The sequence below is a fragment of the Rhizobium indigoferae genome, from assembly GCF_034554815.1.
GTDB classification, from domain to species: domain Bacteria; phylum Pseudomonadota; class Alphaproteobacteria; order Rhizobiales; family Rhizobiaceae; genus Rhizobium; species Rhizobium leguminosarum.
Genome location: NZ_CP140635.1, coordinates 4,315,879 through 4,338,006, shown reverse-complemented (window position 1 = coordinate 4,338,006; position 22,128 = coordinate 4,315,879). Strand labels below are relative to the sequence as shown.

Here is a 22,128-nt window from a genome sequence, read left to right as displayed (position 1 = left end):
GACGAAAACGAGGAGCGTCCCCATGAGCAATCCATCCATCGTCATCGCCAGTGCAGGGCGAACAGCAGTCGGCGCTTTCAACGGCGCTTTCGCGACGGTTCTCGCGCATGAGCTCGGGGCGGCCGTCGTCAAGGGCGCGCTCGAGCGCGCCGGCGTCGATCCCGGCGAGGTGGACGAGGTGATCCTCGGCCAGGTGCTCTCCGCCGGCGAGGGCCAGAACCCGGCCCGCCAGGCGGCGATGAAGGCCGGCATTCCGAAGGAGGCGACCGCTTGGGGCGTCAATCAGCTTTGCGGCTCGGGGCTGCGCGCGGTTGCGCTCGGCATGCAGCAGATCGCCACCGGCGACGCCAAGATCATCGTTGCCGGCGGCCAAGAATCCATGTCGATGGCCCCGCATGCCGCGCATCTGCGCGGCGGCGTCAAGATGGGCGACATGAAGATGATCGACACGATGATCAAGGACGGCTTGACCGACGCTTTCCACGGCTACCACATGGGCATCACCGCCGAGAATGTTGCGCGCCAGTGGCAGCTTTCGCGCGACGACCAGGATCAATTCGCCGTCAGCTCGCAGAACAAGGCGGAGGCAGCGCAGAAGGCCGGCCGCTTCGTCGACGAGATCATCCCTTACGTCATCAAGACACGTAAGGGCGACGTTACGGTCGATGCTGACGAATATATCCGTCACGGCGCCACGCTGGAGGCGATGGGGAAATTGCGCCCGGCCTTCGACAAGGACGGCACGGTTACGGCCGCGAACGCGTCCGGCCTCAACGATGGTGCCGCTGTGGCGGTGCTGATGAGTGAAGCGGAGGCAGTCCGGCGCGGCATCCAGCCGCTCGCTCGCATCGTTTCCTGGGCAACGGCAGGTGTTGATCCGCAGATCATGGGCACCGGACCGATCCCGGCTTCGCGCAAGGCGCTCGAGAAGGCCGGCTGGTCGGTGAACGATCTCGATCTCGTTGAAGCCAACGAGGCCTTCGCGGCGCAAGCCTGCGCCGTCACCAAGGATCTCGGGTGGGATCCGTCGATCGTCAACGTCAACGGCGGGGCGATCGCGATCGGCCACCCGATCGGCGCCTCGGGCGCGCGCGTTCTCAACACGCTGCTGTTCGAAATGAAGCGCCGCGGTGCGAAGAAAGGTCTTGCCACGCTTTGCATCGGGGGCGGCATGGGTGTGGCCATGTGCTTTGAAGCGCTTTAAATAGCATACGATCCATGTTTGATTGAAGATCCCGCCACGCGGCGGGGCAAAAAACAAAAGGGGAGCGGAACATGAGCAGAGTGGCTGTGGTCACTGGGGGTACACGCGGCATCGGCGCGGCAATATCCATGGCACTGAAAAACGCCGGATACAGGGTCGCGGCCAGCTATGCGGGCAACGACGAGAAGGCCAAAGCCTTCCATGATGTCACCGGCGTTCCGGTGTTCAAATGGGATGTTTCGGATTACCTCGCCTGCGGCGAGGGAATTGCCAGGATCGAAAGCGAGATCGGGCCTGTCGAAATCCTCGTCAACAATGCCGGCATCACCCGCGACGCGATGTTCCACAAGATGACGCAGCAGCAGTGGCACGAGGTGATCAATACCAACCTCACCGGCCTGTTCAACATGACGCATCAGGTCTGGACCGGCATGCGTGACCGCAACTTCGGCCGTATCGTCAATATATCGTCGATCAACGGGCAGAAGGGCCAGATGGGCCAGGTGAATTATTCGGCGGCCAAGGCGGGCGATCTCGGCTTCACCAAGGCGCTGGCCCAGGAAGGGGCAAACAAGAACATCACCGTCAACGCCATTTGCCCCGGTTACATCGGAACGGAAATGGTGCTTGCCGTGCCGGAGAAGGTGCTGAATGAACGCATTATTCCGCAGATCCCCGTCGGTCGTCTCGGCGAACCGGAAGAGATCGCGCGCTGCGTCACCTTCCTCGTCTCCGACGATGCCGGCTTCATCACCGGTTCGACGCTGACGGCCAATGGTGGACAGTATTTCGCCTAGGCAATTCCATTCCTCGAGTCGGTAATACGGATTATCGGCAGATTCAAAGCGATGACGCGCCGGGAGACGCGCCATCGCTTATTTCATTTGCTGGATCAAGACCGGCGGTCGGTGTTTGGATGTCGCTGTTTCCGAACTCTGGCTGGGACTTTGGCGAGCGAGCGGTCTCCGCTGCTGAGGGCTGATATCGCGGTCGTCAGGAAAGCCGATGCGATGAGAGCGGCGACGAGGGAATTCAGGAAAATCTGGATCATGGAAACGTTCCTTTCCGGTGCGCCGGGCGGCTCTGCCTGTCCGTTGCGCTCGTGAAGGAGATATGGGCCTGCCCGTTGGGCGGCGGTAGATTCGACTTTCGCAACCGAGTGTCAACGACTCGTTGACGGGTGTGAGCGGCAAAGAAAACGGGCGCCGAAGCGCCCGTCGGGAGTCCGATATGCCTTTGCCGATTAGCGGCAACGAGCCTCGTAGCGGCGGCCGTAGCGGTCGCGATAGACGCAGTAGCCGCGGCGTTCGACCGAATGACCGATCAGAGCACCGGTCAGACCGCCTGCAACGGCGCCGACGGCTGCGCCGCCCCAGCTGTTGGTGACGACACCGCCAATGACCGCACCGGTGCCGGCGCCGATCGCCGTACCTTGCTCGGTCGCCGTGCAGGATGCCAGAGCGCCGACGAGCGCACCAATAAGAACAATCTTCTTCATCATGTCGTAACTCCCCAGGTTTGTAGGCCTTTAGACGCGGCCCATGAGTACAAGGATAATGATAATGACGAGAACTAGCCCCAAACCGCCAGAAGGTCCATAGCCCCAGCCACGGCTGTAACCCCAATTCGGCAGGGCTCCGATCAGAAGCAGAATAAGGATAACAAGAAGTATCGTGCCGAGCATAGTGTGTTCCCTTCATTTCATCTGCAATTCGAATGGACGAGAAACACTTATTGGCGATTTTTGTTCCCGGCTAAGCTCTCGAAATGTGACGAAACCTTGTTTGCGGTTTTCTGAGGAGCATGGCCGCTTTCACGAACGGTCGGCAGCATCGGTCGAATTCGACCATCCCGGGAAATCACCCGTATGGTTAAAAACTCCTTTAAATACAATATGTTGCGGTGAACAAAGCGGGAAAATCGTGATGTCGCCGATTCGTCAGCGATTCGTTCCCTCTTTGATCAACGCCTGCACTCGGCACCCGTATCGGCTGCCGCAGTTTAACGCGATCTGAATCCGGCTCCCGAAAGATTAATGCCGGTGCGATGAGGTGGAACGAAGGCCCTTGCCGCCGATCCGCATCTAGCGCCCGGACCTGAAGCTGCTACCAGATGTGGCCGTGAACGAAAGGCGAAAACGACGGAGTCAGCGATTCGTCTCCGATTCGTTCCGGCTTTGGTCGAGAGGTTAATTTCGGGCGGATTTTCGCTTGTTCAAGATCAGGCGGGAATCGGTCACTCACGATAGCGAAAATACGAACAAGAGAGAGTCTCATGATTCAGCATCTAGTGGGAAAAAGTGATTCAAAATCAATACTTAGCCGTGAACAAAAGCTGAATCAGCTGGAGTCACCGATTCGTCGCTGATTCGTTCTCACGCTGTTCCGAATCGGCAATTCGGGCGCTCCACGGGACTCGCAAAGGTCGTAATCCCCGAGGCATTTTGAAATCTGCCCTTGCGTTTGCGGCGGCAGCTGTCCATGTGTTCACTGGCTTCCATCGAGGAGCCGAGATTTTCCTGGGGCCACCCGCCTCATTTGCATGGACTCATGACTCTGACTTCGCAGCCGATGATTCTGAGTGGGCGCGGTGTGACCGCGGTGCTCGGGCCGACCAATACCGGCAAGACCCATTATGCCATCGAGCGCATGGTTGCGCACGGGACGGGCGTGATCGGCCTGCCGCTCCGGCTGCTGGCGCGCGAGGTCTATACGCGGGTGGTGGAGAAGGTCGGCGTGCAGAATGTGGCGCTGGTCACCGGCGAGGAAAAGATTTCGCCGCCCAATGCGCGTTTTTCCGTCTGCACCGTCGAAGCGATGCCGCGCGAGACCAAGGCCGCCTTCGTCGCGATCGACGAGGTGCAGCTCGCCGGCGATCTCGAGCGCGGCCATATCTTCACCGACCGCATCCTGCATCTTCGCGGCCGAGAGGAAACGCTGCTGCTCGGTGCGGCGACGATGCGGCCGATTCTGCTGCAGCTGCTGCCCGGCATCAATATCGTCGAGCGGCCGCGGCTTTCGCATCTTTTCTACGCCGGGCAGAAGAAGATCACCCGGCTGCCGCAGCGTTCGGCCATCGTCGCCTTCTCCGCCGACGAGGTCTATGCCATCGCCGAGCTCATCCGCCGGCAGCGCGGCGGCGCCGCGGTCGTGCTTGGCGCGCTCAGCCCGCGCACCCGCAATGCGCAGGTGGCGCTCTATCAGGCAGGCGACGTCGAGTATCTGGTGGCGACCGATGCGATCGGCATGGGCCTCAACCTCGATGTCGATCACGTTGCCTTCGCCCAGGACCGGAAATTCGACGGTTACCAATTCCGCAATCTCAATCCTGGCGAACTCGGCCAGGTCGCCGGGCGCGCCGGGCGACACGTGCGGGACGGGACCTTCGGCGTCACCGGACAGGTCTCGCCCTTCGACGATGAGCTGGTGCAGCGCATCGAGGGGCACGAGTTCGACAACGTCAAGGTTTTGCAGTGGCGGACGACGGAGATGGACTTCTCCTCAATCGCATCGCTGCGCGCCAGCCTTGAGGTGGGACCGCGCGTACCGGGGCTGACGCGGGCGCTGCCTGCGGTCGACCATCAGGCGCTGGAACAGCTTTCGCGCTATCCCGAGGTCATCGATCTCGCCGACAGGCCGGCGCGCGTCGAAAAACTCTGGGAGGCTTGCGCGCTTCCCGACTATCGGCGTATCACCCCAGCACAACATGCCGATCTTATCGCGACCCTCTTTTCCGATCTCGTCCGCTATGGCACGGTGAACGAGCAGTTTCTGGCGGAGCAGGTTCATCGCTCCGATCGAACAGATGGGGAAATTGACACGCTTTCGGCGCGAATCGCGCAGATAAGGACCTGGACCTACGTTTCGAATCGGCCCGGTTGGCTTGCCGATCCGACACACTGGCAGGAAAAGACGCGGGAAATCGAAGATCGATTGTCCGACGCGTTACATGAAAGGTTGACGAAACGCTTTGTTGATCGCAGGACATCTGTGCTCATGAAGCGCCTGAGAGAGAATGCGATGCTGGAAGCTGAAATCAGTGTGAATGGCGATGTCTTCGTTGAAGGACATCATGTAGGGCAGTTGAGCGGATTCCGTTTCACGCCAGTGGCGGGAACGGACGGACCGGATGCCAAGGCGGTTCAGGCTGCGTCGCAGAAGGCGCTCGGGCTCGAGTTCGAAGCCCGCGCGGCCCGGATGCATGCCGCCGGCAACAGCGATCTGGTAATCGGTTCGGACGGTTTGATCCGTTGGCTGGGCGACCCGGTGGCGCGGCTTTCGGGCAGCGATCACATCATGCGTCCGCGCGTGATCCTGTTGGCCGACGAACAACTGACGGGCAATGCCCGTGATCACGTCGCCGCCCGCATCGAGCGCTTCGTCAATCATCATATCAGCACGGTGCTGAAGCCGCTCGATGATCTGTCGCGCGCCGAGGACCTGCAGGGTCTCGCCAAGGGGCTTGCCTTCCAGCTCGTCGAGAATCTCGGGGTGCTCTTCCGTCGCGACGTGACCGAGGAGGTGAAGTCGCTGGACCAGGAGGCCCGTGCCTCCATGCGCCGTTACGGCGTGCGTTTCGGTGCCTATCATATCTTCGTTCCGGCGCTTCTGAAGCCGGCCCCGGCCGAGCTCATCACGCTGCTCTGGGCGCTGAAGAATGACGGTCTCGACAAGCCGGGTTATGGCGATCTCATTCCGGTGCTTGCCGCCGGCCGCACTTCTGTCGTCACCGATCCGAGCTTCGAGCGGATGTTCTACAAGCTCGCCGGCTTCCGTTTCCTCGGAAAGCGTGCCGTGCGCATCGACATTCTGGAAAGGCTTGCCGATATCATCCGGCCGCTGCTGCAATGGAAGCCTGGTCAAAACAACCGTCCGGAGGGCGCCTATGACGGCCGCCGCTTCACGACGACGACGGCGATGCTGTCGATCCTCGGTGCGACGCTCGAGGACATGGAAGAAATCCTCAAGGGTCTCGGCTATCGCGCCGATGCCGTGAAGGCGGAGGAGGCATCAGTACATCTTGCGACGCAGGATGCGGCCTCAGTGCCTGCTGCCACTGCGGAAACGCCTGCGGAAGAGACAGCCGAAAAAGCTGATCACGACGATGCCGACGGAGCGGCGGAAGAGACTGCTGCCGAGACGGCTCCGGCGGTTGCTGACGCGCCCGTAGCCGAAGCGGTCCAGACCCCCGCTCCGGTCGAAGCGATCGAGACATCGGCTCCGGTGGAAGCGTCTGGGGAAGCGGTGTCCGTTCCTGAGGAAGCAGCACCTGCTGCTGGGGAAGCAGTACCTGCTGCTGGGGAAGCCGGCGAGCCGGTGGAACCGAAGCCGGTTCTTCTGTGGCGTCTCGGCGGCCGCAACGACAATCAGCGCCAGGCGCGCGGCGGGCATGGCGATCGCCGTGGCGGCCAGGGCCAGGAGCGCGGTCAGAACCAGGAACGCGGCGACCGCAATCGCCGGCCCGGCGGCGGTGAAGGCGGCGAGGCCAATCGCGGCGGCGACGGCCGTGACAACAATCGCCAGAACCGCGGCAAGGAAGGCGGCGGTCGCGATGGCGGCCGGCCGCAGCAGGCAAGGGGCGACCGCAACAACCAACCACGGGGCGACCAGCCGCGCGGCGACCGGCAGGACCGTGGCGATCGCAAGGATCGCGGTGACCGCAACGATCGTAACGACCGCAACAACAATCGCGGCGGCTCGCAGCCGCTGCGCTTTGAGGCCAAGCCGCCGCGCAAGGAGAAGCCGATCGATCCGGATTCGCCTTTCGCCAAGCTCGCGGCCCTCAAGGAGCAGATGAAGAAGTAGTCATGAGCGGGGAGACACAGCCGACAAGCGGTTCGCGCCAGCGCATCGACAAGTGGCTGTTCTTCGCGCGCTTGGCGAAGTCACGCTCGGTGGCGCAGAGCCATATCCAATCAGGCCATGTGCGCATCAACGGCGAGCGCTGCAGCCAGTCGAGCCAGATGGTCAAGCCGGGTGACCGTATCGAGCTGACGCTGGAGCGGCGCGATGTCGTTCTCGTCGTGCGCCTTGCCGGCGAGCGGCGGGGGCCTTACGAGCAGGCGCGCCTGCTTTACGACGACCAATCCCCGCCGCCCGATGAGGCAAAACGTCTCACGCCCTACGAGCAGGCAATCCGGGCGACCGGCACCGGCCGTCCGACCAAAAAGGAAAGACGTGCAATCGACAGGCTGATGTCGGACGAGGATTAGAAAACTCTGTCTGCGGCGGCGGCTTTTGCAGATCGTTTATCCTTGAAATCCGGCGATAAAGCCGATACGTCACTGACAACCTGCCGGAAGCGTGCTTGCCTCCCAAGCCTGCTCACGCTTTTCCTCCGGCACGGGGATAGGCGCGACGTTCCAGGTTGCCCGGCCCCATCCGCATGGAAATCCTGGAGTTCTTCATGACCTATGTCGTGACCGACAATTGCATCAAGTGCAAATACACCGATTGCGTGGAAGTCTGCCCTGTCGACTGCTTCTATGAGGGCGAGAATTTCCTCGTCATCCATCCCGACGAATGCATCGATTGCGGCGTCTGCGAACCGGAATGTCCCGCCGAGGCGATCAAGCCCGATACCGAGCCGGGCCTCGACAAATGGCTGAAGATCAACACCGAATATGCGACGATCTGGCCGAATATTACGGTCAAGAAGGAGCCGTTGCCTGAGGCCAAGGAAATGGATGGCGAGTCCGGAAAATTCGAGAAATATTTTTCCGAGAAGCCTGGTTCCGGCGATTGAAACAGTGTCCACATTCGGTCGCCGGATTCGGGCGACCGCGGGGCGAAACGTTGTAAAAGCTGCGTGAGGCATATGGGTGACATGTGTTGCCCGCATGACTCAAGCGAAGCAAATTATTGATTTCCTCATATTTTTATGATAGGTTTCGGTTACTGTTCCATTTGTGGCATGACGCATGCCCAAAACCATCACGAAAGCAAAACCAATCCGTACGCGGTTTCCGTGACATATCAACGCTTTGAGCGCCGGGTCCCAAGATCGCGCGCAAGAAGTCTTTGCTTTTGCCCGATGGGACCAGAGTGAAGTCACCCGACGGATACTACCGTCTCACCCGGGCCTGACTGACCCGGCTCCGGCCGCCGCCGGAAGCGTAACAGGGAGTTTTTGAATAGAATGACGACTCAGCAGAAAAAGCCTTCTACAGCACGTCACGGCTTCAAGACCGGTGAATCGATCGTCTACCCCGCTCATGGCGTCGGTACCATCACCGCTATCGAAGAGCAAGAAGTTGCCGGCATGAAGCTCGAACTTTTCGTTATCGATTTCGAGAAGGACAAGATGCGTCTGAAGGTTCCGGTTGCGAAGGCCATGAGCATCGGTATGCGCAAGCTTTCGGAAACGGATTTCGTCGAGCGTGCATTGAAGGTCGTGCAGGGCAAGGCGCGTGTCAAGCGCACCATGTGGTCCCGCCGCGCCCAGGAATATGATGCCAAGATCAATTCCGGCGACCTGATTTCCATCGCTGAAGTTGTGCGCGATCTCTATCGTGCCGAGAACCAGCCCGAGCAGTCCTATTCCGAACGCCAGCTCTATGAGGCTGCGCTCGACCGCATGGCGCGCGAAATCGCCGCTGTCAACAAGATGTCGGAAACCGAAGCCGTCCGTCTCGTCGAGACCAATCTCAACAAGGGTCCGAAGCGCGGCAAGGCGATTGAAGAAGACGATTCGCAGGACGAAGCCGCGTAAAGCGACCCTGTTTTTCTGTCAAAAAACCCGGCCTTCGTGCCGGGTTTTTTTATTGGAACTTTTTCCCGACTGCCGCGTTTATCACACGTAATTGCGGACTGCTCGTCAGGCAATGGCCTCAACGAGCGAACTGCTATTCCGTCAATGTTCGATGAGGAGCGGATCATGCCTTTTCTATATTGCCCATCCGGCAAAGTGAAGAAACAGGTCCAGCCCAGCCGTCTTACCGGCACATGATGAGAAATAGGGCCTCCCCCTGAAAAGTCCAGGGGCGAGGCTTTTATGCATTCAGAACCCATTCAATCCGGACAGCGATGTTCCGGAACACGAGTTTTATTGTTCATTTCAGGGCGAGAGGCCTGCTTTGGGAGATCGAAATGAAGAACATGTCTGCAGATCGGCGCATGATCAAAATCGCGATGGCCGCCCCCTATCTTGCCCGTCAGGAAGAGCACGATCTCGCCACCCGCTGGAAGGATCACGACGACCGCGGCGCGCGCAACCAGATCGCCATGGCCCATATGCGCCTCGTCATATCCATGGCCGGCAAGTTCCGCAATTTCGGCCTGCCGATGAGCGATCTCGTGCAGGAGGGCTATGTCGGCCTGCTGGAGGCCGCCGCACGCTTCGAGCCGGAACGCGACGTGCGCTTTTCGACCTATGCAAGCTGGTGGATCCGGGCTTCGATCCAGGATTATATCCTGCGCAACTGGTCGATCGTGCGTGGTGGCACGAGTTCAGCGCAAAAGGCGCTGTTCTTCAATCTGCGTCGTCTGCGCGCCAAGCTCGCCAAGGGTGACACACAGCTGACGCTGCAATCGATTCACCAGGAAATCGCCGCGGCCCTCGGCGTCAGCCTCGCCGATGTGCAGACGATGGATGCCAGGCTTTCCGGCAACGACGCTTCGCTGCAGGCGCCTTCGGTCTCCGGCGATGCCGAGAGCGCAGAGAAGATGGACTTCCTCGTCAGCGACGATCCCCTGCCGGACGAGCAGGTTTCCAACATGATCGACGGCGAGCGTCGCCGCGTCTGGCTCGCTTCGGCGCTGAAACATCTCAACGAACGCGAGATGAAGATCATCAGCGCCCGGCGTCTGGCGGAAGACGGTGCCACGCTCGAAGAACTCGGTGCCGATCTCGGCATTTCCAAGGAACGTGTGCGTCAGATCGAAAGCCGGGCGATGGAAAAACTCCGCAGCGCCCTCGTCAGCGCCGATCCGCATATGGCGGCCTACGCCTGAACCTAAAGCGCGTCGCGATCTTTCAGATTCGCCGGTCGCGCTTTAGGTGTTTGTTTTACGCATGTCGTTATCGCAAAACCGCTGCCCACTTTTGCGCGACATGCTTGTCCCCTCCAGCAGCACAGACTGGCCCGGCGCAAGCCGGGCCTTTTTTATTCGGCGATGATCTTGACGCGATCGCCCGTTGAAACGGCCGCACCCGTGGGCAGGGCGTTGATGAGCTTGAAGAGATCGAGCTTGCGGTCGGTGCCCATCATGCGGGCAGCGAGCGTCGAGATGTTCTCACCCGGCCGGACGGTGACGACGCGGATGCGCAGCGGCTTCAGTGATGCGGCCTCTGCCGGCGTCATGCGCCGGAAACTGGCGCGTAGCACGTTGGCCGTTGGTTCAAGGGCGTCGCTGCCTTTCGGTACGGCCGTCAGGAAACGGAAGATCTGCGAATTGTTGCGGATCACGGTGACATCGAAATCCCAGCGGTCGGCGCTTGCGCGCGCGGTGGCTGCTTCCATGCCGTTGATGGTGATCGGCTGGATGGTCGACGGGTCGAGGCCAGTTACCCAGCCGCTGGAGATATAATTGGTGAGGCTCTGGTTCTGATTGTCGGCGACGCCGTCGAAACGGACGGCGATGTCGTTCGGGCCGGTGGCCATCACCGCCTCGACCTTGTTGTCGATATGGAAATCCGGCGGCACGTCGAAGCGGATGCCGAGGCCGCCATGCAGGAAGGTCTGGCCGCGCACATAGCCTTCTTCCGGGCTGTCGCCGTACAGCAGTCCGTCTATGCCGTCGAGATAATAATCGCGGCCCTTGTCGCCGACAGAGCCTTCCTGGCCGAAGGCGCGGGCGTGGGTGCGGGCAAGCTCTATGCGCTGCGCCGAATTCGGATGGCTCGACAGGAAGTCGAGGCTCTGGTCGGCTTCGGGATCAACCGACATAAAGCGACTGTAAGCGGCCATGGAATCGAGGAAACGGGCAGCGGCATAGGGGTCGTAGCCGGCTTCGCCGAGCATGCGCACACCGATGACATCGGCCTGCAGCTCCTGCTGGCGGGAGAAGGCGGCGAGCCGCAGCTTGCCGCGGGCAAGCGCCTGCTTGCCGGCGATGTCGCTGGAAAGGACTTCGGCGACGACGCGGCTGGCGATAACCTCAGCCTCTTCGCGCTTCTGCCGCTCGATGCCGTGGTTTGCCGTCACATGGCCCATTTCGTGCGACAGCACGGCGGCAACTTCCGAAGCGTCGTTGGCAAGGGCGAGCAGGCCGCGGGTGACGTAGAGATAACCGCCCGGCAGCGCAAAGGCGTTGATCGCCGGCGAATTCAGGATGGTGATGCGGTAGGACTGGCTCGGATTTTCCGACACCGCCGTCAGCGCGCCGGCGATGCGGGCGACGAGGCGCTCAGTTTTGGCGTCCTTGTATTCGCCGCCGTAGCTTGCCACGATGCGCGGGTGCTCGCGCGCGCCCATCGCCGCGCGCGGGTCGTTCTTCTGCACCTCGTCGACGATCTGTGGATTGGAAGAAGGCGAAACACTCGGCTGATAGGATTGGTCGATCAGCGTTTGGCAGCCATTCAGCGCCATTGCGACGGCCGAAAGCAGCATCAGGCGACGCGCGAAGCGCCGCGGCACGGAGATGGCATCACTGGAAAGCGCGGGCGATTTCCACGTCGTCAAGCTATCCAGTCTGTTTCTCCGCATCATGTCGCTGTTTTGCCGGTTTGCCTGAGATTCGGACCGACCATGGCAAAGGGAATTCAACAGGTGCGCACCCCTGATCTCGCGCTGCACAATCGGCCGATACAAGTCTTTGCTGTAGCTGATTTACGCATCGGTTGCATAGCGAGACTCTGCTTAAATGTGGCGCCGTTGCATTTTGGCAAGCCTCAGGCATTAAGGCCTCCCTTCGCTCGGATGAAATTATGGCGAAAGTTTCGTCACAAAGCGGAGATTCGTCGACAGCGCGGAAAAAGAACGGGCCGATTGAAATAACCAGCCAGATAGCGACAGCCATGCGTGAAAATTACAATCAGAAATATGTTCTTGGTGAGGAGACGCCTCTTGGTAAGGCATTTCCGCGGAGCGATTCGACTATTCGGCAGCTTCCGCTGTCGCCGGTTGCGGCCTCGTCGTTTCGCCGGCGCGGGGCAGTTGCACCGGCTTCAGCATGATGGCGGCCGCAAGGCCGATCAGCGCAATGGCGCAGGAAGTCATGAAGAGCGGTGAGAAGGCAGCGGCATAGGTATCGGCAACGGCCTGGCGGCTCGCTTCGGGAAGGGCGGCCATCATTTTCGGCGTCAACTGCTCGATATCGGCGACGCCGGGAATGGAGACGCCGACCTTGCCGAGCTCAGAGGCGATGATGGCGCCGTAGATGGAAATAGCGATCGAGGCGCCGCCCATGCGCGACAGAGTCACCGAGCCGGTGGCGGCGCCGACGTCGCGGGCCGGTGCTGCATTCTGTACGCCGATGACGGGAACCTGCTGGGCAAGGCCGATGCCGATGCCGTGCAGCATCATGATCGCGCCGATGAAGACGATCGGCGTTCCGGCGTGGATCTGCGACATCAGCGCAAAGGCGGTGGCGCTGCAGGTGAGGCTTGCGATGGCGAAGGGCTTGTAGCGCCCCGTCTTCGAGATGATCCGACCTGCTGTCAGCGATCCGCAGACGAGGCCGCCGGTCAGGAGGATGAAGAGCAGGCCGGCGGCCGACGGCGAAAGGCCGGTCGTGGTCTGCAGGAAGAGGGCGAGATAATTGACCATGCCGATGGCGATGGCGCCGCCCATGATCGAGATCACCAGGAGCAGGCTGAAGGTCGAATTGCGAAACAGCTGCAGGGGAACGATCGGCTCCGGCGCGCGGCGCTCTGTGAATACCCAGGTGACGGCGCAGATCACACCGAAGGCAACGATGCCGATGCTCTGCGGTGAGATCAATGCGCCGAACAGTTCGCTGCTGTCGGTGGCAAGCACGATGCTTGTTGTCGTCATGGCAAGCAGGAGCGCGCCGGCATAATCGATCTTGGGGCGGCGATGCGGTTTGCGGTAGGGCAGCATGAAGGCAAGACCGGTGAGCACGATGAAGCCGATCGGCACGTTGACGAGGAAGATCGAGCGCCAGCCGAAGAGATCGCTCATCGTGCCGCCAAGCACAGGGCCGATCGCGCCCGATGCCATCAGCACGAGGCTGGAATAGCTCTGGTAGCGAGCCCGCTCGCGCGGCTCGAACAGATCGGCGTTGACGGCGAAGATCGACACCATGATGCCGCCGCCGCCAAGGCCCTGCAGCACGCGGGCGGCGATCAGCGTATTCATCGAGACCGCAAGGCCGCAGACCGCCGAGCCGACGGTGAAGATCATGATCGCCGTCATCATCACATATTTGCGGCCGAACAAGTCGCCGAGCTTGCCGTAGAGCGGCATGACGGCGCTCAGCGACAGGAGATAGGCCGAGCCGATCCAGCCGAAACGCTCGAGATGGCCGAACTCACCGACGATCGTCGGCAGAGCCGTGGAGACGATCTGATTATCAAGCGTCGCCATGAACATGGCGGTCATCAGGAAAAGGAAGAGGATAAGCCGGCGACGAGGATCCGTCACGAGCGGCGCAGGCGCGAGTTGCATGTCCATGGGAGGCATCGTTCCGGGTTGATATGCTTTTATGTGCTAACAGCATATAGTTGTCAATGGCACATTAATGACGTCGGCATATTCAATTTTCGAATCGGCTCTGTTATGGTCCTGTGATGAGCGACGTCCTGACCAAGACCCTTTCTGCGGAGCCGGCCGAGCCGGATCGTGAAAACGTGCCGCGTATCGGCCGGAGCATGGCACGCATGCGGCTGATGACCGGGCGGCGGCTGATCGGCCGGCTGGCGATCCAGAATGCTGCACCAGGCCTTGAGCTTTCGCATCTCGACGTGCTCGATGCCGTACGGAGGGCGCAGCCTGCCGGCGAGGTCACGGTCGGCCTGATCGCGGAGATGCTGCGCATCGATCCGTCACGGGCAAGCCGGGTGGTCGCCGACATGGTCGGGCGCAACGTGTTGCGCCGCGAGGCCTCGCAGGCCGATGCGCGGCGGATCGTCGTCGTCATGACCGAGGTCGGCCAGGACCTGCTTGCCGAGATCGTCGCGCAGAAGCTCGCGATCATTTCCGAGATCGTTTCCGACTGGCCGCAGGAAGATGTCGAGCGCTTCGCAGCGCTTTTCGAGCGCTTCATCGGCGGCTACGAGGCGGTCTTCCTGTCGCGCGACAAGGATACGCCGGGCTAGGCGGCAGTTTAAAGTGATCGAGCGTCCTGTTGGTGTTGGACGCGCGGCGCTTTCAGGCAAGCGGCGCCCCTTCCCCTCGACCCCCCGTTTGCGCTAAGGGCAATGCCCATGAGCCATTCCACCTTCACCATTCTCCTTGGCGGCGAACTCAGCCTGACGGAGCGCCTGCGCCATGCCATCGCCGACAGCCGCTTCATTGCGGCAGATGGCGGCATGCGGCATGCGGCAGCACTCGGCATCGAGCCGGAGCTCTGGGTCGGTGATTTCGATTCGACGCCGGCCGATCTCGCGGATGCATTTCCCAATGTGCCGAAACAGCCTTATCCGGCAGCGAAGGCCGCGACGGACGGCGAAATCGCCGTGGCGGAAGCAATCGCGCGTGGCGCGCGGCGGCTCATCCTCGCCGGCGCGCTCGGCGGCGAACGCTCCGACCACGCGCTTCAGCACCTGCTGTCGGCCGTCAGCCTGGCGGAAGAGGGTTTCGACCTGCTGCTGACCTCGGGCAAGGAAGAGGCAGTGCCGCTGGTTGCCGGTACGATCGAACTGGACCTTCCCAAGGGCAGCCTGTTTTCCGTGCCCGGATTCAGCGAGCTGAGAGGGCTTTCCATCGAGAATGCGCGTTATCCGCTGGCGGATTTCCATCTGCCTTTCGGCTCGTCGCGCACCATTTCCAATGTTGCGGAAGGCACCGTTCGCTTTTCGCTCCGCAGCGGCCGGGCAATCGTGCTCGCCCGGCCCTATGATCTTTCCGGAGTCTGATTTTTGGCCCCTCCCATTCTAAAACTCGACGATATCTTCCTAAGCTTCGGCGGCGCACCGCTTCTGGCGGGTGCTAGCCTGCAGATCGAGGCCGGTGACAAAATCTGTCTCGTCGGGCGTAACGGCTCGGGAAAATCGACGCTGCTGAAGATTGCCGCCGGCCTGGTCGAGGCACAGTCCGGCGAGGTCTTCCGCCATCCGTCCTCGACGGTGCGCTATCTCGAGCAGGCGCCGGACTTTGTCGGCTTCAACACGGTGCAGGCCTATGCCGAGGCCGGCCTCGGGCCGGGCGATGACCCCTATCGTGTCACCTATCTGCTGTCGCATCTCGGGCTGACCGGCGATGAAGACCCCAGAATGCTGTCCGGTGGCGAATCGCGGCGCGCTGCCCTTGCTCGGGTTATGGCACCGGAGCCGGACATTCTTCTGCTCGACGAACCGACCAACCATCTCGACCTGCCAACGATCGAATGGCTGGAAGGCGAGCTGCAAAAGACGCGCAGCGCCCTGGTGCTGATCTCGCACGACCGGCGTTTCCTCGAAAAGGTCTCGACGGCAACCGTTTGGCTCGACCGCGGCACCTCGCGCCGGCTCGACCGCGGCTTTGCGCATTTCGAAGCCTGGCGCGACCAGGTGCTGGAGGCCGAGGAACTGGAGCAGCACAAGCTCGGCAAGTCGATAGAGCGCGAGGAGCACTGGCTGCGCTATGGCGTCACGGCGCGGCGCAAGCGCAATATGCGCCGTCTCGGCGAGCTGCAGACGATGCGCTCGAACTATCGCGGCCACAAGGGACCGCAGGGCACGGTGCAGGCGACGGTTTCGGAGGCGCAGGAATCCGGCAAGCTGGTGATCGAGGCCGACAAGATCACCAAGAGCTTCGGCGAGCGGGCAATCGTCACGCCGTTTTCGATCCGCGTACATCGCGGCGACTGCATTGGTCTCGTGGGGCCGAACGGCGCCGGCAAGACGACGCTGCTGAAGATGCTGACCGGGCAGCTTTCGCCTGACAGCGGCACGGTGAAGCTCGGCACCAATCTGGAGATCGCGACGCTCGACCAGAAGCGTGAGGATCTCGACCCCGAGGACACGCTTGCCAATTATCTGACGGACGGGCGCGGCGAAAGCCTGCTCGTCAACGGCGAGCAGCGCCATGTCACCGGCTACATGAAGGAATTTCTATTCCAGCCGGAACAGGCGCGTACGCCGATCAGAAACCTCTCCGGCGGCGAACGCGCCCGGCTGATGCTGGCGCGCATCCTTTCGCGCCCGACGAATCTCTTGATCCTCGACGAGCCGACCAACGATCTCGATATCGAAACGCTCGATCTCCTGCAGGAGATTGTCGCAGGCTTTCCCGGCACCGTCATTCTCGTCAGCCACGACCGCGATTTCCTCGACCGCACCGTGACCTCGACGATCGCACCCGCCGTGCCGGATGCGCCTGATGGCCGCTGGATCGAATATGCCGGCGGCTACTCGGACATGCTTGTGCAACGCAAGGGCGCGCTCGAGGAGCGCAGAAAAGCCGAGAAGGCGGCGGAGAAGCCGAAGACGCCGGAGGCATCAGCGCCAGGCAGCTCGAAGGTCAAACTCTCCTTCAAGCAGAAATTCGCACTGGAAAACCTGCCGAAGGAAATGGCGAAGGCCGAAGCCGAAATCGCCAAGCGCGAACAGGTGATGGCAGATCCCAATCTTTTCACGCGCGATCCTGCCGCCTTCAACCGACTTGCCAGCGAGATGGAAAAACTGCGCGCCGGCCTGACAAAGATGGAAGAGGAGTGGCTGGAGCTCGAAATGCTGCGGGAAGAGCTGGAAGGCTGAGATTTTCTCGAGGCTGAAGGCTCACTTTTCCTTGATTCGTCAGTGTGTCGTCCTGCGGCATAAGGTGCCGTCCGGCAGCCGGGGATATTGCCGATCGCAATGGCGACAAGGAAAAGTCAGATGTCTCGCAAGCCCTATTCCGGAATTTTCACGGCGTTTGTCGCCGGTAGCCTCGTGACCCTTGCCCTGTCGCAAGCCGCACAGGCGCAGGATGCCCAGCGCATTCGTGTTCGCGGCGCCATCGAAAGCCTCAGCGGCGATACGCTCGTCGTCAAGACGCGCGAGGGTAGCGATGCGACGATCGCGCTGAAATCCGGCTGGAAGGTCGGCGGCATCAAGAAAGCCTCGGTCGAGGATATCAAGCCCGGCGATTTCGTCGGCGTCGCTTCACTTCCGAAGGGCACAGGCCCGGACGGGGCGATCGAGGTGCTGATCTTTCCGGCGTCGATGAAGGGAACCGGCGAGGGCAACCGTCCCTGGGATGCGCAGCCGAACAGCCAGATGACCAATGCGACCGTCAGCAACGCCGTCAAATCCGTGGACGGCCACACGATCACGCTGACCTATCAGGGCAAGGAAAAGACCATCGCGATTGCCGATGGCACGCCGATCGTGACGTTGGCGCCTGCGACCAAGGATGATCTGAAGCCCGGCGCGGGCGTCGTCGTCACCGGCGAAAAGGCGGCGGACGGCAGCATCTCGGCCAGCCAGATCGCCGTCGGCCTCAACGGCATCACGCCGCCGATGTGACCAGCGGCTCAAGTCCTTACCTTATGCAGGCCGTCATCCCAAAACAGCTCCACATTTTTGGGCCGCATGTATTAAAGCGCCGGCGCGGGCACGGCGGCAGCGCCCGCACTGGCGCTGGCGCCGGTCTGGGCGACAGCCGGCTCCTCGGAAATTGACGGCAGCGCCTGCAGATGCAGCACGCGCGGCTTCAGCGCCTCGAGATAGGCCTCGGAGCGGCCGATATAGATCATGCCGCTTTCGGGCATGGAGACGAGCAGGTTGGCCATTGTTTCCTGCAATTCCGGCTCCATGCCTTCCAGCACTTCGTCGAAGATGATCCAGCGCGGGCGCACGAGCAGGAGGCGGGCAAATCCGATCGCTTTCTGCTGGTCGCCGTCGAGCAGCTTGTCCCAGCGGGCGCGGGTATCGAGCCTTGCGATCAGCGAATGCAGGCCAACCTTGTCGAGGGCCGCCTCGACGGCGGCTTTCTCGTAGGCTTCGGGACGTTCGGGAAAGGCCAGCGCCTCGCGCAGCGTGCCGCCGGGAACATAGGCAACCTGCGGAACGAAGAGCATGTCGTCGATTGGCGGCAGGCCCATCGTCCCACTACCGCACGGCCAGAGGCCGGCCATCGCCTGGAACAGCAGCTTGCGGTTGACGCTGTGATCGCCGTTGATCATGATCCTTTCGCCGGCCTTGATCACGACATTGGTTTCACGCAGTCGGAAACCGCCGCATTCCTCGATATCTTCGCCAACCTTGGCGACGATCACCACATCCTTCAGCGTCAGCGTGTCGGGCGCGGCGTTTTCATAGGCGATGCTGTCCTTCAGGTCGAAGTCCTCGTCCATGTCGAGCAGCGCCTGGCGGAAATCGGTGACGCGCATCAGCGTGGCGCGCCACTCGGCGATCGGGCCGAAATTGGAGACATACCAGCGCAGCGCCGTGTTGACCTGGTTGAAGGCGCCGACCGACATCATCAGCTGGCCGAGGGTGAGGCCGCCGGAGAAATAAGCGGGGGCGGCAACGATGATCGGGATGACGATTACCAGCCAGCCGTAGCCGGCCGAAACCCAGGTGAGATTGGTATTGGCCATGGCGAGCCGCTTGACGACTGTCAGTACCGAGCTGATGTCGGTGTTGATACGTCGGCGCTCGTTCTCCTCGCCGCGGGCAACGGTGATCGCCGGCATGTTCTCATTGGCATGCATCAGCGTGAAGCGAAGCTCGGCTTCTTTCGAAAAACGGTCGGCATTGAGCTTGACCAGCTTGCGGCCGACGACCTGGCTCAGCACCGAGGCGGAAGCGGCATAGAAAATCGCCGCCCAGACCATGTAGCCCGGAATGGAGAAGCTGTGGCCGCTGATGCGGAAGATGAAGCCGCTCGAAAGCTCCCAGAGCACGCCGATGAAGCTCACCAGGAGGATGGTCGACTGCAGCAGGCCGAGAACGAGCCCTGTCGTGCTTTCGGCAAGGTTGCGGGAATCCTCGTGCAGACGCTGGTCCGGATTGACGCCGATCAGGCCGCTGGAGGCAAGCCGCAGCGCCCGCTTGCGCTTCAGCCACTGGTCGACGAGATCGCGTGACAGGCCTTCGCGCATATAGAGCGCGGTCATCTGGTTCAGCCAGGCCTGCAGCACGTTGAGCAGCAGCAGCGTGCCGGCGATCATCGCGAAGATTTCGAGTTGGTGGAAGAATTCGCCGAGGTCGCGGCGCTCCAGCGAGTCATAGAAGGGCGCATTCCACTCGTTCAATATGACCTGGCCGTAGGACGTCGCCAGGATAACGAGGATCAGCACGGTCGCCAGAAACAGCACCCTGCCACGCACTTCCGAATTCCAGAATGCTGAGAACATGACGCCGAGGCGATATGTCAGGCTGAAATCATACCCTACCCTATCCTGCCTCCGGATGCCCGGCCTCCCCTCAATCTTATCTGCCATTACGCTTTTCCAAATCGCCCATGCCCTATAAATAACATGGTGGCGTTACGGGTCCATCAACAGATTCTATCATTCATTAAACTGTGATGATGCGGCAGAGGTCACTTGACTGCAGTCGACAGTTGATTCGCGACCCGACTGGGTCTAATTAAAGCGCTCCGTGGTGATTTGGCCGGCCGGCTTGCAGCCACGTTAAAAAAATCGCTAAAGGGCCGCGTGCGGACCGGTAGCGATTTTTTCGCCGCCGGTTTTTGTTTTTGATCGAGTGACCGCAATGCCCATCAAGATCCCCGATACGCTGCCCGCCTTCGAAACCCTGGTTCAGGAAGGTGTGCGGGTGATGACCGAGACGTTGGCGATCCGTCAGGATATCCGACCGTTGCAGATCGGGCTGCTCAACCTCATGCCGAACAAGATCAAGACCGAATTGCAGATGGCGCGTCTCGTCGGCGCCTCGCCGCTGCAGGTGGAACTGTCGCTCATCCGTATCGGCGGCCACAAGGCGAAGAATACGTCAGAAGATCATCTGCTTGCCTTCTACCAGACCTGGGAGGAGGTAAAACACCGCAAGTTCGACGGCTTCATCATCACCGGGGCGCCGATCGAGCTCTTGCCCTATGAGGACGTCACCTATTGGGCGGAGATGCAGCAGATTCTCGACTGGACGGAAACGAATGTCCATTCGACGATGAACGTCTGCTGGGGCGCGATGGCGGCGATCTATCATTTCCACGGCGTTCCGAAATACGAGCTCAAAGAGAAGGCCTTCGGGGTTTACCGCCACCGCAACCTGAAGCCTTCGTCCATCTATCTCAACGGCTTTTCCGACAATTTCGAAGTGCCGGTGTCGCGCTGGACCGAAGTGCGCCGCGCCGATATCGAGAAGTCCGAAAACCTGGAGATCCTGATGGAATCACCCGAGATGGGCGTGTGTCTCGTGCACGAGCAGAAGGGACGGCGGCTCTACATGTTCAACCATGTCGAATATGATTCCACCTCGCTTTCCGACGAGTATTTTCGCGACGTCGATGCCGGCGTGCCGATCAAGATGCCGCACAATTACTTCCCGCATAACGATCCGGCGCTTGCGCCACAGAACCGCTGGCGCAGCCATGCGCATCTCCTGTTCGGCAACTGGATCAACGAAATCTACCAGACGACGCCCTTTGATGTGGAAGAGATCGGCACGGACCTCTGACCGTTGCCGATCGCGCCTCGAGCCGATGCCGCCGCCTCACTGCTGCGGCATTTTCTTTCCGATCCGCCGGTTGCGGATTGAAGCAAATGCGGGCAGGTTCCTGTCCCGAACCCTACCACACCGCGCGTCTTCATCGGACGTGCAATGCACAGTTTGAATCGCTGCAAATTCCTCAAATCGATTCCGAATTGAGGAATTCGCAGCAGAGATAGAATGGACGGTCGATCATGTCGGATAAGTTGGAGCGGGACGTTTTCGGGCAGACGAAGGCGGGCGAAACCGTCTATCGCGTCGTGATCAAGGGCGGTGGGCTGACGGCCAAGATCATAAGCTGGGGCGCAGTCATCCAGGATTTGCGCCTCGAGGGACATGACGCGCCGCTGCAGCTCGGCTTCGACGATTTCCACAGCTACCCCCTCTATTCATCCTATTTCGGCGCGACACCCGGCCGCTGCGCCAACCGCGTCGGCGGCGGCAGGTTTACGCTTGACGACAAGGACTATCAGCTCGAACTGAATGAAAACGGCGTGACGCATCTGCATGGCGGCAGCGACAATATCGCCAAACGCAACTGGACGATCGTCGAGCATGACGTCGACCGCGTGGTGCTGAAGATCGTCGATCCCGATGGCCGCGCCGGCTATCCCGGCAATTGCACCATCCAGGCGACTTTCTGGGTGCATGGCAACGGTGAACTGTCGATCACCTACGAATCGACCAGCGACCAGCCGACGCTCGCCAATGTCTGCCAGCACGCCTATTTCAATCTCGACGGTCGCGACGATGCGCTTGGCCACGATATCATGATTGCCGCCGATCATTATCTGCCGACCGATGAGAAGCAGGTGCCAACCGGCGAGATCCGTTCCGTCGAGGGCACCGAATTCGATTTCCGCGAGATGGCGCCGATGAAGCGTTTCGTCGACAGCGAACAGGTGTTCTACGACCATAATTTCTGCCTGTCCGCCGAGCGCACCGCCAAACGAACCGTCGCGCTCGCCCGCAGCCTTTATTCCGGTGTGTCGCTGGAAGTGCGCAGCACCGAGCCAGGCGTACAGTTCTATGCCGGCTTCAAGCTCGATACCGGGGCTCCCGGCATCGGCGGGCGCAAATACGGTCCATTCGCCGGCTTCTGCCTGGAGACGCAGGTCTGGCCGGATGCCATCAATCACCAAGGTTTTCCGAATGCGGTTCTGCGCCCCGGCGAAGTGCTGCGCCAGGAGACGGATTATATCTTCACCAAGAACTGAGCGTCC

18 protein-coding genes and 1 riboswitch are annotated in these 22,128 nt (G+C 61.1%); of the genes, 13 read left to right on the top strand and 5 right to left on the bottom strand.

All coding sequences use genetic code 11. The features are described from left to right. Nucleotides 1-22: 22 nt before the first annotated feature. Together U5G49_RS21350 and phbB are read left to right on the top strand one after the other, a co-directional pair. Entirely contained in the window at nt 23-1,204 is a 1,182-nt protein-coding gene (locus U5G49_RS21350) for an acetyl-CoA C-acetyltransferase (protein ID WP_018244060.1), read from the top strand. A 71-nt stretch (nt 1,205-1,275) separates the two neighbouring features. After that, nucleotides 1,276-2,001, top strand: a complete 726-nt coding sequence (gene phbB, locus U5G49_RS21345) for a beta-ketoacyl-ACP reductase (RefSeq protein WP_026230971.1) — start codon at nt 1,276-1,278, stop codon at nt 1,999-2,001. A 446-nt stretch (nt 2,002-2,447) separates the two neighbouring features. Here phbB and U5G49_RS21340 read toward each other — a convergent pair whose 3' ends face one another. Both U5G49_RS21340 and U5G49_RS21335 read right to left on the bottom strand, forming a co-directional pair. Next, the gene (locus tag U5G49_RS21340; protein ID WP_018244057.1) at nt 2,448-2,705 is read right to left on the bottom strand and encodes a YMGG-like glycine zipper-containing protein; all 258 of its coding nucleotides are present in this window, start codon (nt 2,703-2,705) and stop codon (nt 2,448-2,450) included. A gap of 27 nt (nt 2,706-2,732) precedes the next feature. Beyond that, on the bottom strand, nt 2,733-2,888 hold the full coding sequence (locus U5G49_RS21335) for a DUF3309 family protein (protein ID WP_007632343.1): 156 nt from the start codon (nt 2,886-2,888) through the stop codon (nt 2,733-2,735). Between the two features lie 865 nt (nt 2,889-3,753). Here U5G49_RS21335 and U5G49_RS21330 point away from each other — a divergent pair. The 5 genes from U5G49_RS21330 (at nt 3,754) to U5G49_RS21310 (ending at nt 10,155) form a co-directional block, all read left to right on the top strand. Beyond that, complete coding sequence (locus U5G49_RS21330; protein WP_322790898.1) at nt 3,754-7,008, top strand: helicase-related protein; 3,255 nt, start codon at nt 3,754-3,756, stop codon at nt 7,006-7,008. Between the two features lie 2 nt (nt 7,009-7,010). Continuing rightward, on the top strand, nt 7,011-7,415 hold the full coding sequence (locus tag U5G49_RS21325) for an RNA-binding S4 domain-containing protein (RefSeq protein ID WP_193444565.1): 405 nt from the start codon (nt 7,011-7,013) through the stop codon (nt 7,413-7,415). Between the two features lie 194 nt (nt 7,416-7,609). Continuing rightward, nucleotides 7,610-7,948: a ferredoxin FdxA gene (fdxA, locus tag U5G49_RS21320; RefSeq protein ID WP_026188554.1), complete on the top strand. Its 339-nt coding sequence runs from the start codon at nt 7,610-7,612 to the stop codon at nt 7,946-7,948. Between the two features lie 393 nt (nt 7,949-8,341). Continuing rightward, nucleotides 8,342-8,914 carry a CarD family transcriptional regulator gene (locus U5G49_RS21315; protein ID WP_003543775.1) on the top strand — a complete coding sequence of 191 codons (573 nt, stop codon included), beginning with the start codon at nt 8,342-8,344 and terminating at the stop codon, nt 8,912-8,914. A 377-nt stretch (nt 8,915-9,291) separates the two neighbouring features. Continuing rightward, the gene (locus tag U5G49_RS21310) at nt 9,292-10,155 is read left to right on the top strand and encodes an RNA polymerase factor sigma-32 (RefSeq protein WP_018244054.1); all 864 of its coding nucleotides are present in this window, start codon (nt 9,292-9,294) and stop codon (nt 10,153-10,155) included. A gap of 152 nt (nt 10,156-10,307) precedes the next feature. Here U5G49_RS21310 and U5G49_RS21305 read toward each other — a convergent pair whose 3' ends face one another. Continuing rightward, a complete protein-coding gene (locus tag U5G49_RS21305) occupies nt 10,308-11,852 on the bottom strand; it encodes a M48 family metalloprotease (RefSeq protein ID WP_193444566.1) in 1,545 nt (514 codons plus the stop codon). Nucleotides 11,853-12,239: 387 nt separating this feature from the next. After that, entirely contained in the window at nt 12,240-13,778 is a 1,539-nt protein-coding gene (locus U5G49_RS21300; protein WP_018448325.1) for an MDR family MFS transporter, read from the bottom strand. 116 nt (nt 13,779-13,894) lie between these two features. Here U5G49_RS21300 and U5G49_RS21295 point away from each other — a divergent pair, with 116 nt between their 5' ends. The 4 genes from U5G49_RS21295 to U5G49_RS21280 all read left to right on the top strand — a co-directional run bounded on the left by U5G49_RS21295 (nt 13,895) and on the right by U5G49_RS21280 (nt 17,752). Beyond that, nucleotides 13,895-14,422 carry a MarR family winged helix-turn-helix transcriptional regulator gene (locus tag U5G49_RS21295; protein ID WP_193444567.1) on the top strand — a complete coding sequence of 176 codons (528 nt, stop codon included), beginning with the start codon at nt 13,895-13,897 and terminating at the stop codon, nt 14,420-14,422. 102 nt (nt 14,423-14,524) lie between these two features. Next, nucleotides 14,525-15,181, top strand: coding sequence for a thiamine diphosphokinase (locus U5G49_RS21290; RefSeq protein WP_193444568.1), 657 nt, complete (start codon nt 14,525-14,527; stop codon nt 15,179-15,181). Between the two features lie 3 nt (nt 15,182-15,184). Continuing rightward, nucleotides 15,185-17,002, top strand: a complete 1,818-nt coding sequence (locus U5G49_RS21285; RefSeq protein ID WP_193444569.1) for an ABC-F family ATP-binding cassette domain-containing protein — start codon at nt 15,185-15,187, stop codon at nt 17,000-17,002. Between the two features lie 120 nt (nt 17,003-17,122). Further along, complete coding sequence (locus U5G49_RS21280; protein WP_032980592.1) at nt 17,123-17,752, top strand: hypothetical protein; 630 nt, start codon at nt 17,123-17,125, stop codon at nt 17,750-17,752. 71 nt (nt 17,753-17,823) lie between these two features. Here U5G49_RS21280 and U5G49_RS21275 read toward each other — a convergent pair whose 3' ends face one another. Further along, nucleotides 17,824-19,674: an ABC transporter ATP-binding protein/permease gene (locus tag U5G49_RS21275; protein ID WP_193444570.1), complete on the bottom strand. Its 1,851-nt coding sequence runs from the start codon at nt 19,672-19,674 to the stop codon at nt 17,824-17,826. Between the two features lie 150 nt (nt 19,675-19,824). Beyond that, a riboswitch (SAM riboswitch) is annotated at nt 19,825-19,902 on the top strand. A 46-nt stretch (nt 19,903-19,948) separates the two neighbouring features. Here U5G49_RS21275 and metA point away from each other — a divergent pair. Further along, the gene (gene metA, locus U5G49_RS21270; RefSeq protein ID WP_193444571.1) at nt 19,949-20,872 is read left to right on the top strand and encodes a homoserine O-acetyltransferase MetA; all 924 of its coding nucleotides are present in this window, start codon (nt 19,949-19,951) and stop codon (nt 20,870-20,872) included. A gap of 227 nt (nt 20,873-21,099) precedes the next feature. Continuing rightward, the gene (locus U5G49_RS21265) at nt 21,100-22,122 is read left to right on the top strand and encodes an aldose epimerase family protein (protein ID WP_193444572.1); all 1,023 of its coding nucleotides are present in this window, start codon (nt 21,100-21,102) and stop codon (nt 22,120-22,122) included. The last annotated feature ends 6 nt before the right edge of the window (nt 22,123-22,128 follow it).